14 protein-coding genes are annotated in these 13,262 nt (G+C 63.4%); 7 read left to right on the top strand and 7 right to left on the bottom strand.

Going from position 1 to position 13,262, the window contains the following annotated elements; all coding sequences use genetic code 11:
• Window positions 1-47: 47 nt before the first annotated feature.
• Complete coding sequence (locus D0Y60_RS19510; RefSeq protein WP_117371684.1) at window positions 48-479, bottom strand: hypothetical protein; 432 nt, start codon at window positions 477-479, stop codon at window positions 48-50.
• A 246-nt stretch (window positions 480-725) separates the two neighbouring features.
• Here D0Y60_RS19510 and D0Y60_RS19505 point away from each other — a divergent pair, with 246 nt between their 5' ends.
• The 6 genes from D0Y60_RS19505 (at window position 726) to D0Y60_RS19480 (ending at window position 5,687) form a co-directional block, all read left to right on the top strand.
• Complete coding sequence (locus D0Y60_RS19505; RefSeq protein WP_117371632.1) at window positions 726-1,772, top strand: ChuX/HutX family heme-like substrate-binding protein; 1,047 nt, start codon at window positions 726-728, stop codon at window positions 1,770-1,772.
• Window positions 1,773-1,786: 14 nt separating this feature from the next.
• Complete coding sequence (locus D0Y60_RS19500; protein WP_117371631.1) at window positions 1,787-2,728, top strand: ABC transporter substrate-binding protein; 942 nt, start codon at window positions 1,787-1,789, stop codon at window positions 2,726-2,728.
• Between the two features lie 37 nt (window positions 2,729-2,765).
• Window positions 2,766-3,836 carry an iron ABC transporter permease gene (locus tag D0Y60_RS19495; protein WP_245409242.1) on the top strand — a complete coding sequence of 357 codons (1,071 nt, stop codon included), beginning with the start codon at window positions 2,766-2,768 and terminating at the stop codon, window positions 3,834-3,836.
• Window positions 3,837-3,842: 6 nt separating this feature from the next.
• Window positions 3,843-4,631: a heme ABC transporter ATP-binding protein gene (locus D0Y60_RS19490; RefSeq protein ID WP_117371629.1), complete on the top strand. Its 789-nt coding sequence runs from the start codon at window positions 3,843-3,845 to the stop codon at window positions 4,629-4,631.
• 129 nt (window positions 4,632-4,760) lie between these two features.
• Window positions 4,761-5,162 carry a DUF883 family protein gene (locus D0Y60_RS19485; protein ID WP_117371628.1) on the top strand — a complete coding sequence of 134 codons (402 nt, stop codon included), beginning with the start codon at window positions 4,761-4,763 and terminating at the stop codon, window positions 5,160-5,162.
• Between the two features lie 90 nt (window positions 5,163-5,252).
• On the top strand, window positions 5,253-5,687 hold the full coding sequence (locus D0Y60_RS19480; protein ID WP_117371627.1) for a hypothetical protein: 435 nt from the start codon (window positions 5,253-5,255) through the stop codon (window positions 5,685-5,687).
• Between the two features lie 35 nt (window positions 5,688-5,722).
• Here D0Y60_RS19480 and D0Y60_RS19475 read toward each other — a convergent pair whose 3' ends face one another.
• From D0Y60_RS19475 to D0Y60_RS19465, 3 genes are all read right to left on the bottom strand, one after another.
• Window positions 5,723-7,228, bottom strand: coding sequence for an HWE histidine kinase domain-containing protein (locus tag D0Y60_RS19475; RefSeq protein WP_117371626.1), 1,506 nt, complete (start codon window positions 7,226-7,228; stop codon window positions 5,723-5,725).
• Window positions 7,229-7,355: 127 nt separating this feature from the next.
• On the bottom strand, window positions 7,356-7,910 hold the full coding sequence (locus D0Y60_RS19470; RefSeq protein WP_117371625.1) for an RNA polymerase sigma factor: 555 nt from the start codon (window positions 7,908-7,910) through the stop codon (window positions 7,356-7,358).
• A gap of 7 nt (window positions 7,911-7,917) precedes the next feature.
• On the bottom strand, window positions 7,918-8,106 hold the full coding sequence (locus D0Y60_RS19465) for a NepR family anti-sigma factor (protein ID WP_117371624.1): 189 nt from the start codon (window positions 8,104-8,106) through the stop codon (window positions 7,918-7,920).
• Window positions 8,107-8,261: 155 nt separating this feature from the next.
• On the opposite strand from D0Y60_RS19465, the gene D0Y60_RS19460 reads away from it, so the two are divergent.
• The gene (locus D0Y60_RS19460) at window positions 8,262-9,056 is read left to right on the top strand and encodes a response regulator (protein WP_117371623.1); all 795 of its coding nucleotides are present in this window, start codon (window positions 8,262-8,264) and stop codon (window positions 9,054-9,056) included.
• Window positions 9,057-9,396: 340 nt separating this feature from the next.
• Here D0Y60_RS19460 and D0Y60_RS19455 read toward each other — a convergent pair whose 3' ends face one another.
• From D0Y60_RS19455 to D0Y60_RS19445, 3 genes are all read right to left on the bottom strand, one after another.
• Entirely contained in the window at window positions 9,397-10,980 is a 1,584-nt protein-coding gene (locus D0Y60_RS19455; RefSeq protein ID WP_117371622.1) for an FGGY-family carbohydrate kinase, read from the bottom strand.
• On the bottom strand, window positions 10,980-11,672 hold the full coding sequence (locus tag D0Y60_RS19450) for an HAD family hydrolase (protein ID WP_117371621.1): 693 nt from the start codon (window positions 11,670-11,672) through the stop codon (window positions 10,980-10,982). Before D0Y60_RS19450 ends, D0Y60_RS19455 begins: the two co-directional genes overlap by 1 nt.
• A gap of 79 nt (window positions 11,673-11,751) precedes the next feature.
• Window positions 11,752-13,236 carry a mannitol dehydrogenase family protein gene (locus D0Y60_RS19445; protein ID WP_117371620.1) on the bottom strand — a complete coding sequence of 495 codons (1,485 nt, stop codon included), beginning with the start codon at window positions 13,234-13,236 and terminating at the stop codon, window positions 11,752-11,754.
• Window positions 13,237-13,262: the final 26 nt, after the last annotated feature.

Below are 13,262 nucleotides of genomic sequence, written 5' to 3'. Positions count from 1 at the left end.
CCCGTCGTTCCGTTTACCCATTCGGCACGGTCCCGTGCCCGAGAGTGTCAGCCTTCGAGGCCGACCGTCGCCTTGCTGCGTGTGACGATGCCATCCATGCAACGCCCCTTCCCGATACCCGCGCCCTCGCAGACCGGAGCATCGTTGATCAGCAGGTTCTTCACGCCCTCGCACTTGATGCCCGGCACGTCGAACTGGCGCACCTTGGACTTGCCGGCCGGCAGGTCGCGGAAGTCGAGCAGCGCCAGGCGCTCGACCGTGCCCTTGTCGTTGAAGATCACGAATTCGAAGGAAACCTTGGACAAATCCTGCGCCAGGCCATTGCCGGCGACGAAGGTGAAGAGGCAACCCTTCTGCGAACTCGCCAGCGCATTCAGCTCCACGTCCAGTCCCTTGGCGGCTGACGCCTCCTGGGCGGCAGCGCCGGAAATAGCGGCAACGGACAGGAGGGCGGAAAGAAGAAGCATGCGTGCGGTCATGAGGTCGCCTGTTCGAATTCGGTTCGGGTGCCGGCCGAACGTGCCGGCCACGATCATCAGCCTGCGCCATCGGAAGAATTAACATGAGTTTAAGGCACCGGTATTGCGTGCATAGATAAATATGAGTAATGAAGTCAAGATAGTAATCGCCAGTTTCCCGGCAAACCCCTGTTCCGCCTCGATAATTTTCCGACGGAAGAGATTGCACATGGAACGGCGCCATGCATTGCGACGAAGGCCGAGCCCATGACCGAAACGACCCGACCGACCCCTGCCGAAATCCGCGCCTTCCGCGCCGACAATCCGAAGATGCGCGAGCGCGACATTGCCGCCCAGCTCGACATCTCCGAAGCCGCCCTCGTTGCGGCGGAAGTCGGCCTGACAGCGATCCGCATCGATGCCGATGCCAACCGCTTCCTGGAACGCGCCGAAGCGCTCGGCGAGATCATGGCGCTGACCCGCAACGAGAGCGTCGTGCACGAGAAGATCGGCGTCTTCGAAAAGATCACCACCGGCAAGCATGCCTCGATCGTGCTCGGCGAAAACATTGACCTGCGCATCTTCCCCGGCACGTGGGCACACGGCTTCGCCGTCACCAAGACGGATGGCGATCAGGTTCGCCGCAGCCTGCAGTTCTTCGACAAGGCCGGCATGGCCGTGCACAAGGTGCACCTGCGCCCGGCCTCCAATCTCGAAGCCTATGAGGCGATCGTCGCCGACTTCCGCCTGGAAGACCAGTCGCAGGATTTCGTCGAAATCGTCTCCACCAAGGTCGAGGAGACCGGTCCTGTCGATGTTGCGGCATTGCGCGAAAACTGGGCGGCGATGACCGATACGCACCAATTCTTCGGCCTGCTGCGCAAGCTGAAGATCGCCCGCCAGGATGCCGTGCGCAGCGTCGGCGAGGATTTTGCCCATGAAGTGCGCGCCGATGCCGTCGGCGACCTGCTGCGCGGTGCCGCCGAGCGCGATGTCGATATCATGTGCTTCGTCGGCAACCACGGCACGATCCAGATCCACACCGGCACCGTGAAGAACATCCAGCCGATGGGACCTTGGCTCAACGTCATGGATCCGACCTTCCACATGCATCTGCGCATGGACCACATCGCCGAGTGCTGGGTGGTGCGCAAGCCGACCGTCGACGGTTTCGTCACCTCGCTCGAAGCCTATGACGCCAGCGGCGAGATGATCATCCAGTTTTTCGGCAAGCGGAAGGAAGGCATGACCGAGCGCGCCGACTGGCGCGAAATTCTCGACAGCCTGCCGCGCCCCAACAGCGTCGCGGCATAAGAAGGATACGCCCCATGAGCAAGAGCTTCGATTTCCGCCGCGCCCGCCCGTGGGAAATGGCGCTGACCGTCCTCGCCCTCTCCGCCCCGCTGCTCCTGCCGCTCGTCGCGCCGGGTGCAGGCGGCTTCATCCGCAGGGCAGTGGCCGAGGATATGCAGAAGGTAGACAGCTCCAGGCTCGTGGCGATCGGCGGTGCTGTGACGGAAATCGTTTATGCGCTCGGCGAAGGCGGCCGATTGGTCGCCCGCGATTCCACCAGCACCTTCCCCGAAGAGGCGACGAAGCTGCCCGATGTCGGCTACATGCGCCAGCTCTCGCCGGAGGGCGTCATCGCCGTCAACCCGACCGCAATCCTCGCCGTCGAAGGCAGCGGCCCGCCGGATGCGCTGGCCGTGCTGAAGAGCGCCGGCATTCCCTTCGAGACCGTGCCGGAAGGCTATGACCGCGCGGCGATCCTGAAGAAAATCGATGTCGTCGGCACATTCCTCGGCGTGGAAGACAAGGCCAAGGAATTGGAAGCGCAGGTCGGCGCTGATCTGGATGCGGTCATTTCGGACGCTGCCAAGCGGCCGGAAAGCGAACGCAAGCGCGTGCTGTTCATCCTGTCCTTCCAGAACGGCAAGGTCATGGCGGCCGGCAGCCACACGGCGGCCGACGGCATCATCGGTCTTGCCGGCGCGGTCAATGCGACGGAGGGTTCTTTCGATGGCTACAAGCCGCTGACCGACGAGGCGATCATCAAGGCCAAGCCCGATGTCGTCATGGTCATGACCCGTCCCGGCGCCGGCAGCAGCGATGCGGAAATCCTGGCGCATCCCGCCATCTCCGTCACGCCGGCCGCCGCCAACAAGGCGATCCTGCGCATGAATAGCCTGCATCTCCTGGGCTTCGGCCCGCGCACGGCCTCCGCCATCCGCGATCTCAACAAAGAGCTCTACGGCAATGTCTCTCAATGATGCCGTGCGCGGCGATAGTGCGCGCGGTTTTTCCCTGATGCGCGCCGTCCAGTCATCGGCTGCCGGCGACCGGACGGCGATCGCTCGCCTGACGCTCGCCGTCCTGGTGCTCGTCTCGATCCTCTCGCTGGCGCTGTCGATTGCGACCGGCGCTTCCGATGCGTCGGCCATAAACGTGATCGGCGCGCTGTTCAGCGGCGCTGAAGAGACGGCGCTCAGCCTGCGCGACCGCATCATCGTCGTCGATATCCGCATGCCCCGCGCGCTGCTCGGCTTCCTGATCGGCGCCGCGCTTGCCATGTCCGGCGCCGTCATGCAGGGCCTTTTCCGCAATCCGCTCGCCGATCCCGGCCTCGTCGGCATTTCCTCCGGTTCGGCACTCGGCGCCGTGCTGATGATCGTACTCGGCGCGAGCCTGCCGGCCGGCCTGATGCTGACGCTCGGCGCCTTCGCCCTGCCGCTTGCCGCCTTCATCGGCGGCCTCCTGACCACGCTTCTGCTCTACCGCATCGCGACGCGCGGCGGCCAGACCTCCGTCGCGACCATGCTGCTCGCCGGCATCGCCATTGCCGCGCTTGCCGGCGCCGTCACCGGCATCCTCATTTACATCGCCGATGACAAGCAGCTGCGCGACATCACCTTCTGGAGCCTCGGCTCGCTCTCGGGCATGACTTGGGCAAAACTCTTCGCCGCCGGACCGATCATTCTGCTGGCGCTGCTCGTCGTGCCCTTCCTGTCGCGCGGGCTGAACGCCATCACGCTCGGCGAGGCGGCAGCCTTCCATATGGGCGTGAAGGTGCAGCGGCTGAAATATATCGCCGTCGTCGCGGTGGCCGGCGCGGTGGGTGCGTCCGTCGCCGTCAGCGGCGGCATCGGCTTCGTCGGCATCGTCGTGCCGCATCTCCTGCGCATCGTCATCGGCCCGGATCATCGCTACCTGCTGCCGGCCTCCGCTCTCTTTGGCGGCGTGCTGATGCTGGGTGCGGACATGCTGGCGCGCACTATCGTGGCCCCGGCGGAATTGCCGATCGGCATCATCACCGCACTTGCCGGCGCCCCCTTCTTCCTCTGGGTCCTTTTGCGTGACCGCGCGCGCAACGGCTGGTAGGTTTTCATGATCACCGCAAAGAACCTCACGGTCGCCCTTTCCGGCAAGACCATCGTGCATGGCGTCTCGCTTACCGCCAAGGCCGGCGAGCTCACCGCCATCGTCGGTCCGAACGGTTCGGGCAAAACGACGACGATGAAGGCACTGGCCGGCGAACTTCCAAGCAAAGGCGATGTGACGATCAACGGTCATGCCGTCGGCGCGCTGGAACCTTGGCAGCTCGCCGTCAAGCGCGCCGTGCTGCCGCAGGCTGCGGCAATAGCCTTCCCCTTCACCGTGCGCGAGATCGTGCGCATGGGCCTCACCGTCGGCCCAAACCGGCATGCGGAGCGCATCGACGCTATCACGTCCGAGGCGCTGGCCGCCGTTGATCTTTCGGGTTTCGCCGGCCGCTTCTACCAGGAGCTTTCGGGCGGCGAGCAGCAGCGTGTGCAACTCGCCCGTGTACTCTCGCAGATCTGGGATCCCGTTCTGGACGGCGAGCCCTGCTTCCTGATGCTCGACGAGCCGGTCTCCGCCCTCGACATCCGCCACCAGCTCACCATCATGAGGCTTGCGCGCCGCTATTGCGAAAGTGGTGGCGGGGTAATCGCGGTCATGCACGATCTCAACCTCACCGCGATGTTCGCCGACCATATGGTAATGATGAAGAGCGGCCGCATCGCGCGCGCGGGTGCCCCTGCCGAGGTCATGACTGACGACGCCATGGAGGCCGTCTTCGGCTGCCGCATGCGCATCAACAGCGTGCCGGCCTCCGGCCTGCCCTTCGTGCTGCCCCATACCGCTTTGGCCTGATTTCCCAGCGCCTGATGGAACCTTTTGCCTGCTGGCCCGTTATGTGTGCGGAAAACCGTTCCGCCAAGGGGGTGGAGCGCCGTTCGATCCGCGCCTTGGCGCGATCGACACGCAAAAAGGAGAAACGGCATGGCCAACGGATTGTTTTCGACCCGTAACAAGAAGAGCCTCCGCGACGGATTGCAGGACAATGCGCAGGCCGTCGAGGACCAGATCGCCGATCTGCGAGACGAGATCGCCGCCCTTGCGCGCGTACTCGCCAACGATGCCACAAGCGGTGCCAGCAGCATTCGCAAGAAGGCCCGTGCAGTGAAGGCGGATGTCAGCGACGCCGCTCACGACCTTAAAGGACGTGCCGAGACCGATATCCGCGACATGATCGCGGCCGGTGAGGAGCTGCTTGCCGACTTCCAGGACCGTTATCGCGACAGCGGCCGCAAGGCGCGCAAGGCGGTACAGGACAATCCGCTCACCACGCTCGGCATTGCAGCCGCTGCCGGCTTCGTGCTCGCCGCCCTGCTGCGGCGCTGATCCATCCCCAGAGCAATTAAACCTTCTATAGACAGGGGACGCCGCCAGGCGTCCCTCATGCATAGCAAGAACGGGCGGAGCACGAACGGCATGCTTTCACTAGGAGCCATCCTCCTGCAAAACCTCGTCACCCGCGTCACAGACCGGGTGGACGAAACCGTTGACACAGCGAAACGCAACGCCATTGCAGGCCTGATCATCGGCGTTCTCATCGCGACCGCCTACGGGCTTGCCATCGTCGCTATGGCCATCTGGCTTTCCGAGCATTACGGTGCCGTGCCGGCACTCTTCGGCCTCGCAGGTGGCTTTCTGTTGGTGGCCCTCATCGTGCTTGCCGTCGTTGCCTTGCGCAACAAGCGGGAACGGGAACTACGCCGTATCCGGCGCGACCAGCTTGCCGCCCGGCGCGACATGATGGCCGCCGCTGCCGCTGTCGCCACGAAACGGCCGTTCGCCGCAACGGGCGTCGCGCTTGCCTTGGGCTTCCTGCTCGCGCCGAAAAGATCCCGCCGCGACGACGACTGATCCAATCCATTTTATGAAGTGAAGTTGATGCCGCTTTATAGCGGCATCCTTATCACAGCCGTCACGCCCTTCGGCAGATATTCGACATGCACGCTGCTGCCGAGAATCTTGTCGAGGCTGCGCTCTATCAGCACCGAACCGAAGCCGCGACGGCCGCCGCGATCAACCGGCGGTCCGCCAACTTCGTGCCAAGTCATGTTGAGCACGCGCTGTCCCTCTTCGTTCATAACGCGCGCAGTGATCACCACCTTGCCGCTGCGCACAGAAAGCGCGCCGTATTTGCGCGCGTTGGTAGCGAGCTCGTGCAGCACCAGGCCGAGACCGACGGCCTGATCCGGCCCAAGCTCGACCTCGTCCTTATGAATTTCGACCTGCGCATCGTAATCCATCGCATAGGGCATAATCTGCTTTTGCAGCAGCATCTTCAGGTGAATGACGCCCCATTCGTGATCGGAGAGCAGGCCGTGCGCCTCGGAGAGCGATTGCAGCCGGCCGGCGAAGGCATCCATGAACTCGACAGGATCGCTGGTCTGGCGCAGCGTCTGGCGCGCCAGCGATTGCAGCATCGCAAGTGTGTTCTTCACCCGGTGGTTCAGTTCGCGCAACAGGAGACGGGTGCGTTCCGAAGCAAGCTGCCCATCCGTCACGTCGACGTTAATGCCGAGAAACACTGTCGGGCGTCCCTCCGCATCCCATTCGTGCACGCGTCCGCGTCCGAGCAGCCAGCGGCCCGAATTGGCGGCGCGGAACAACCCGTCATATTCCTTGCCCGATGACAGCGCACCACGCAGGCGATCGATGGTGAGCTTGCGGTCGGCGGGATGCACCGACGTGAAGAATTTTCGCGCGCTCATGGGCTTGGCAGGGGTAATGCCGAGCATGCGATAGAACGTCTCGTTGCCGGACACGACACCCGCCGAGATATCCCAGAGCCAGCTCGCGACATTGGCCGCATCGAGCGCCAGGGCGTGGCGCTTCTCGTCGCGCGACAGCACTTCCGCCGCCAGCATGCGCCGACGGGCCTCTTCCTTCAGCTTGAGCAACGAGGCGGCAAGCGAGGCAAGCCGTTTGAGGCGCGGCAGAAGCTCAGGCGCGGTTTTGGCATGCGGCTTGACGTCGAAAACACAGACGGTTCCGATCGGCTGGCCGTCCGCCATGATCGGTGCCCCCGCATAGAAGTGCAAATAGGGTTCGCCCGTCACGCTGGGCAGATCGGCAAAACGCGGGTCCTTGGTTGCATCGCCCACGACCATGGCCACGCCGGCGCCTTCCGCGATCATGCGCGCGCAGAAGGAATCCTCCGATGGCGCCCGGATTTCCCGCGTGCCCTCATGGGCCAGGAACCACTGGTCCGTCCTGCCAAGAATGGTGACGAGGGCAATCGGCGCGGAAAACAACTGCGAGGCAAGGACTGCAATATCGTCGAAATCGGCATCGGGGCCGGTAAAGGTCGGCATGGCGGCTTCAAGCGCCGTCAGCCGGTCTGGTGCTCCCAGGACCGCGGCAATATCGGACGGTAGTGGCTGAACATTGTCCTTCATGCGCGCTCGGCCAGCGATTTGGCGTCTGTCACAATCCCGGCTTAGCCGGCAGACGCATTTCCCGCCGCAATCCCCTCAGCTTTTTGGCGCGCCCGCCATCGTGGCGGGCGGCTCTTTGTTTATTCCGTCAGGAGGCGAAAGCGCGCGAGGTAATCGGCGCCGAGACGGCGTCCGGACCGTAGTCGCTTTCACCGCTCACCTGCAAGAGCTCCTGGAGGCGCTGGCGGGCACGATTCACACGGCTCTTGATGGTGCCGAGCGCGCAGCCGCAGATTTCTGCCGCTTCCTCATAGGAAAAACCCGAAGCACCGACGAGAATAATCGCTTCGCGCTGTTCGTCCGGCAGCTTTTCAAGCGCCTTCTTAAAGTCCTGCATATCGAGCGAACCGTATTGCGACGGATGCTGCGCAAGGTTCTCTGTGAAGAGACCGTCCGAGTCCTGCACCTCGCGGCCGCGCTTGCGCATTTTGCTGTAGAGCTCGTTTCGCAAGATCGTGAAGAGCCAGGCCTTCATATTGGTGCCCATCTCGAACTGTTCCTGTTTCGCCCAGGCCTTCATGATCGTGTCCTGAACGAGATCGTCGGCCTGGTCGTGGCGGCCGATGAGGGAAATGGCGAAGGCGCGCAGGCTTGGCAGTACAGCCAGGAGTTCGCGCTTGAAAGTCGTCTGTCCCTGGTCCATCTCGTCCTCACTCAGCCCGCTGAACACTGTTTTCAACAGCATCCAATTTCTCGAGAAGATCGAGGAAGCGCTGGGGAAGCGTCTCATCCTGTACGGAATGATAGAATGCGCGCAGCTTCGTTGCGATCTGCGCATTGGGATCATCCGCCCTCTTGGGAGCTTTTCTCCCGGTCTTTTGATTGTCTAAACTGTTCACTCTTGGCCACTTTCGTCGTTGCACCGCGCGATAGTTCGATTTCGGCTTGGAAATGCACCGCAGCAAAAAAAGTTCCCCTCCTCGGAACCTAAATTTGGTTCCCGCGTTCAAATCGTCAACTGCCACTGCAGCAAATCGAAAACAGGGGACACATCATGCCGATTTCCGACCGTATCGGACCGCACCTTCCGGCCTTGCGCCGTTACGCCCGCGCGCTCACGGGCACTCAATCCTCAGGCGACGCCTATGTCGCCGCCACGCTCGAAACCATCCTCATCGACCCCTCGGCCATGCCCGAATATGGGGACGACAAGGCCACGCTTTTCGGGTTGCTCAGCCGCATCATTTCCTCCCTCCCCGTCTCGATGAGCCGCGGCGCCGGCTCTCTCAAGCCGGGCATGGAAGCCCCCTTCGACCTCTCCGGGGTTCCTCCGCTTGGCCGCCAGGCGCTACTGCTCGCCACCGTTGAAGGGTTCGCCGTCGACAAGACCGCGGAAATTCTCGAAGCGGACATCAGCGTCATCCGTGGCCTGCTCGATTCGGCCTTCGCGGAAATCGCCGCTCAGACGGAAACCGGCATCATGATCATCGAGGACGAGCCGCTGATCGCACTCGACCTCGCGCATATGGTCAGTGGCATGGGTCATCGCGTCACCGGCATTGCCCGCACGCAGGCGGAAGCCGAACTTCTGTGGAGCGACAGCCAGCCCGGCCTCGTTCTGGCCGACGTGCGGCTCGCCGACGGCTCTTCCGGCATCGATGCGGTCAACACGATTCTGTCGCGCACCGATATCCCGGTCATCTTCATCACCGCTTATCCGGAACGGCTTCTGACGGGTGAACGGCCGGAACCGGCCTTCCTTGTCTCCAAACCTTTCAACCCGGAACAAGTGAAGGTCCTGATCAACCAAGCCCTTCTTTTCACGCCGCAGACGCGCGCAGCGGCGTGATCTCGCTCCCGGATAGCTGCTAGCGGCGGCGCGGCAGGCAGCGGTGGGACGGCACGCCCACCGCTGCCTCTCCATGTACCGAGATACACGTGGAGCATTTCGAACCAAAGCGATCTCTCTCGGCGTCTGACAAGGCTATAAGCACAAAAGAAAACAGCCAGCGCCTTCGAAGGGCACTGGCTGCTTGAGTATCCACGGACCGGAGGGGGACACGGTTACGTGGTCGATCACCAGTCGAGGGCCTCGCATCTTGGGGGATATGCGCAGACCGGTGACGCCAGAAAAACACGCGAACCGAAAATAGGTTCCGGCTGATTGTATATTTTTTCAAAAATCTTTCTTAGTCGATCGCTTCGAGTTCGGCACGATGCCGATAGAGCGCAAGAAAGCGGCGGTAGTCTCGGTCATAGGAGGCCTTGCGCGCCGGATCGGGATGGTATTCGCGACCGCCGGGATACATGCCGGCTCCTGCAGCCGGCAGGTCCGGATAAAGCCCTCCGGCGACTGCCGCCACCATGGCGGTGCCAAGCAGCACCGCGTCATTGGTCTCAGGTACGACGACGCGGCAGCCGGTGACATCGCGGTAAAGCTCCATCAGCAGCGGATTGCGCACATGGCCGCCGGTGACATGCAGCGTATCAAGCGGGTAGCCACCCTCCCCAAGCTTGTCGAGGATATGACGGATGCCCAGCGCAATCGCTACCGACGCTCGCCAATAAAGCCGGCAGAGCCCGTCGAAGGAGGCGTCGAGCGCAAGGCCGCTGATCACGCCCAATGCATGTGGATCGGCATATGGCGAGCGGTTGCCGTGAAAATCCGGCAGGACATGCAGACGTGTGGCGAAATCCTCGCCCTCTTCCGCCTGAAGCTCGCGGATGCGTGCGATGACGCGGGCGTGGTTCGCCGCCGTGGGTTCGCCTCCGGCGCTGTGCGTGCGCAGGAGATGATCAAGCAGCGCGCCCGTCGCGGACTGTCCGCCCTCGACGAGCCACCAGCCCGGCAGCACGGCCTCGTAGTAGGGGCCCCACATGCCGAAGCCGAAACGCTTTTCGCGCGAGAAGGCAACGATACAGCTCGACGTGCCGCCGATCAGCGCCAGTTTCCGTTCCAGGTCATCCGGCTCGCCGGTAAACGGACCGAGCACACCGAACGTGCCGGCATAGGCGTCGATCAGCCCCGCCGCGACGACGCAGTCCGTATCCAACCCGAGCGATGCTGCCGCCTCCGCCGTCAGCCTGCTGACCGCTTCACCGACGGCGAGCGTCTCTGTCGGAAGGGAGCCGCGTTGCTGCATATCTTCCAGGCCGATCGCCTTCAGGAAGCTTTCGTTCCACGGCTGCGCCTCATGCGAAAGGTAGTTCCACTTGGCGGTCAAGGTCCCGCGCGAACGGGCATTCGAGCCGGTCGACCGCCAAGTGATGAAATCGGCAAGATCAAAGAAGTAGCCGGCGCGTGCCCATTCCTCCGGCCGGTTGCGCTTCAGCCACATCAGCTTGGGCATTTCCATTTCCGGCGACATCACCCGGCCGGAATGGGCGAGCAGCGGATGCTCCGTCGCCGTGCAGAGATCGGCCTCCTTCAGGGCGCGGTGATCGAGCCATACGATCGTATCCCAGCGCGCCTCCTCGCCGCCCGAGACGGCCAGCGGCGCTCCGGCCGTGTCGCGCACCACCAGCGAGCAGGTTGCATCGATGCCGAGCGCCGCGACACGCGCAGAGGGCACGCCCGCAACCGCGCAGGCCGCCTTCACCGCCGTGCAAACCGCTTCCCAGATGTTTTCGCTGTCATGCTCGGCACGGTCTGCACTCGGCCGGCGCATGGCGATCGGCTGCTCGGCTCGCCCGAACAGGGCGCCGCTGCGGTCGAACACGCCGGCGCGGGCACTGCCCGTGCCGATGTCCACCGCAACGATCAGATCGCGCATCAATGCTCTTTCCCGTCGGCCTTTTCGTTGCGGACAAACTGGAGCAATTCCCGCATGTCGTCAAACAGGGCATCGGGTTTCAGATCAAGCAGCGTCGCGCGATGGCGCGGCGTGCGTGCATGCGAACCGCCGGTGAAGGCAACCACCCGCATGCCTGCGGATTTTGCGGCTTCGATGCCGGCCGGGCTGTCTTCCACGACCACGCAACGCGCGGGCTCCACCCCCATCGACGCACTCGCATGAAGGAAAAGATCGGGCGCCGGCTTGCCGCGCGAGACCATGGTGGCGCTGAATATATTCGGTTCGAACCGGTCGATGAGGCCCGTCACGGAAAGCGAGAGACGGATACGCTCCGGCTGGCTCGACGAGGCCACGCAATGGGCGATGCCAAGCCCGTCCACCGTCTCGGCAATGCCATCGATCGGCTGCAACTCCGCGCGGAACCGCTCATAGAGAACCTTGCGCATGGAGTCGAGGAACGCCGCATCGATCGCCAGGCCATAGTCGTCGTGCAGGATTTCCGACATGCTCTTCAGGCTGCGGCCGAGAAAGCGCGCATGCGCCTCCTCCTCGCTCATCGCGACACCGGCCGCGGCAAGCGCCTCGACCAGCACGGCGAGCGAGATCGGCTCGCTGTCGACCAGCACGCCGTCGCAATCGAAGATGACCAGTTCAGTCGCTGTGGCGGCCATGGCTTCCCGTTCCGTGTTCAGGCCCCCGTCCTACTGTCTGGCCTCCCCGATGGAAAGCCCTGGAAATTTTGGGGTTTCCTCAGTTGACCAGTCTGTCTTCCAGATAAAGCCTGAGCGTCGCCCGTGTGCCCTTCTGCTGCAACGACGTCAGGGCATTGGAGAAGCGCTTGCGGAAGAGATCCGACTCCGCCACCGCGCCAAAAATATCCTTGAGATCGAGGAAGGTCTCGGGATCGGCCTTCGCCGCCACGGCCGCCGCGTGGATACGGTCGATATTGGGATCGTTGAAGGCGATCGCCTTGCCGCTGTCGGTCGTTCCGACGAGATAGTGGCACCAGAGCGCGGAGACGAGCGCCAGGCCGGTGACGTCCTCCTTGCGCGACAGGCGGTCGGCGGTCGATGGCAGGATGAATTTCGGCTGGCGGTTGGAGCCGTCCTGCGCCAGACGCGGGATGGTGTCGGCGATCTTGGGATTGGAGAAGCGCCGCTCGATCAGGCCGAAATAGTCGCGCAGGTCCGTATTCGGCACGGGCGGGATGACGGGCACGATCTCGTCCAGCTCCAGCTTGGCGAGGAAGGCGCGAATATCGGGATCCTCCATCGCCTCGTGCACAAAATGGATGTCGAGCAGTGCCGCCGGATAGGCGATCGCCGCATGGCCGCCATTGAGGATACGGATTTTCATATGCTCGTAGGGCGCAACATCGGGCACGAACTGCACACCGACCTTTTCCAGCGCCGGACGGCCCTCGGGGAATTTGTCCTCAAGCACCCATTGCTTGAACTCCTCGCAGAACACCGGCCAGGCATCGTCGATGCCGTATTCGTCGGCGACGATGCCGATCTCGCGCGGCCCTGTCGCCGGGGTTATGCGGTCTACCATGCCGTTCGGGAAGGCGACATTGGCGTCGATCCAGTCGGCAAGACCTGGATCGGAGAGCCGCGCGAGACCGGACACGGCCGCATGCGTCACCTTGCCATTGTGCGGAATGTTATCGCAGGACATGACGGTATAGGGCGCGATGCCCTTGTCCCTGCGGGCTTTCAGGCCGGCGAGGATGAGGCCGAAGACGGTCTTCGGCTCGGACGGATTGGCCGCATCGGCGGCGATCGCCGGATAGGTTGGATCGAAGATGCCGGAGGCGGGATTGATGAAGTAGCCGCCCTCGGTGATCGTCAGCGAGACGATGCGGATGGCGGGATCGGCGAGCTGGGCGACGGTTGCGGCCGCATTGCCGGGCGCGACATAGTCGATCATCGCGCCGGTGACGCGGGCGCCGGAGCGGTTGTTGTCCTGCTCGACGACGGTGGTCAGGAAATCTTGCCCGGCGAGCTTTTCGCGCATCGCGGCGTCGGAGGGCAGGACGCCCGCGCCGATCAGCGCCCAATCATGGTCGAGGCCGAGATTGAAGAGGTCGTCGAGATAGATCGCCTGATGCGCCCGGTGGAAATTGCCGACGCCGAAATGGACGATACCCGCCGTGAGATTTTCACGCGCATAGGTCGGGATGCTGGCGGTCTTTGAGACCGCCGGAAGAGTGGCGAGCGACAGTTTCGTGGTCATGGTCCATTCCTTCCGGTTTGTTCCGG

It is taken from the genome of Shinella sp. WSJ-2, assembly GCF_003432075.1.
In the GTDB taxonomy this organism is placed as follows: Bacteria; Pseudomonadota; Alphaproteobacteria; order Rhizobiales; family Rhizobiaceae; genus Shinella.
Note: the sequence above shows the minus strand (reverse complement) of the source record. Positions and strands in the feature narration are given on the sequence as shown.

What these genes read in the sequence shown, in the direction of transcription:
- D0Y60_RS19510 (WP_117371684.1), bottom strand. Translation starts at nt 479, where the DNA reads ATGACCGCACGCATGCTTCTTCTTTCCGCCCTCCTGTCCGTTGCCGCT.
- D0Y60_RS19505 (WP_117371632.1), top strand. Translation starts at nt 726, where the DNA reads ATGACCGAAACGACCCGACCGACCCCTGCCGAAATCCGCGCCTTCCGC.
- D0Y60_RS19500 (WP_117371631.1), top strand. Translation starts at nt 1,787, where the DNA reads ATGAGCAAGAGCTTCGATTTCCGCCGCGCCCGCCCGTGGGAAATGGCG.
- D0Y60_RS19495 (WP_245409242.1), top strand. Translation starts at nt 2,766, where the DNA reads ATGCGCGCCGTCCAGTCATCGGCTGCCGGCGACCGGACGGCGATCGCT.
- D0Y60_RS19490 (WP_117371629.1), top strand. Translation starts at nt 3,843, where the DNA reads ATGATCACCGCAAAGAACCTCACGGTCGCCCTTTCCGGCAAGACCATC.
- D0Y60_RS19485 (WP_117371628.1), top strand. Translation starts at nt 4,761, where the DNA reads ATGGCCAACGGATTGTTTTCGACCCGTAACAAGAAGAGCCTCCGCGAC.
- D0Y60_RS19480 (WP_117371627.1), top strand. Translation starts at nt 5,253, where the DNA reads ATGCTTTCACTAGGAGCCATCCTCCTGCAAAACCTCGTCACCCGCGTC.
- D0Y60_RS19475 (WP_117371626.1), bottom strand. Translation starts at nt 7,228, where the DNA reads ATGAAGGACAATGTTCAGCCACTACCGTCCGATATTGCCGCGGTCCTG.
- D0Y60_RS19470 (WP_117371625.1), bottom strand. Translation starts at nt 7,910, where the DNA reads ATGGACCAGGGACAGACGACTTTCAAGCGCGAACTCCTGGCTGTACTG.
- D0Y60_RS19460 (WP_117371623.1), top strand. Translation starts at nt 8,262, where the DNA reads ATGCCGATTTCCGACCGTATCGGACCGCACCTTCCGGCCTTGCGCCGT.
- D0Y60_RS19455 (WP_117371622.1), bottom strand. Translation starts at nt 10,980, where the DNA reads ATGCGCGATCTGATCGTTGCGGTGGACATCGGCACGGGCAGTGCCCGC.
- D0Y60_RS19450 (WP_117371621.1), bottom strand. Translation starts at nt 11,672, where the DNA reads ATGGCCGCCACAGCGACTGAACTGGTCATCTTCGATTGCGACGGCGTG.
- D0Y60_RS19445 (WP_117371620.1), bottom strand. Translation starts at nt 13,236, where the DNA reads ATGACCACGAAACTGTCGCTCGCCACTCTTCCGGCGGTCTCAAAGACC.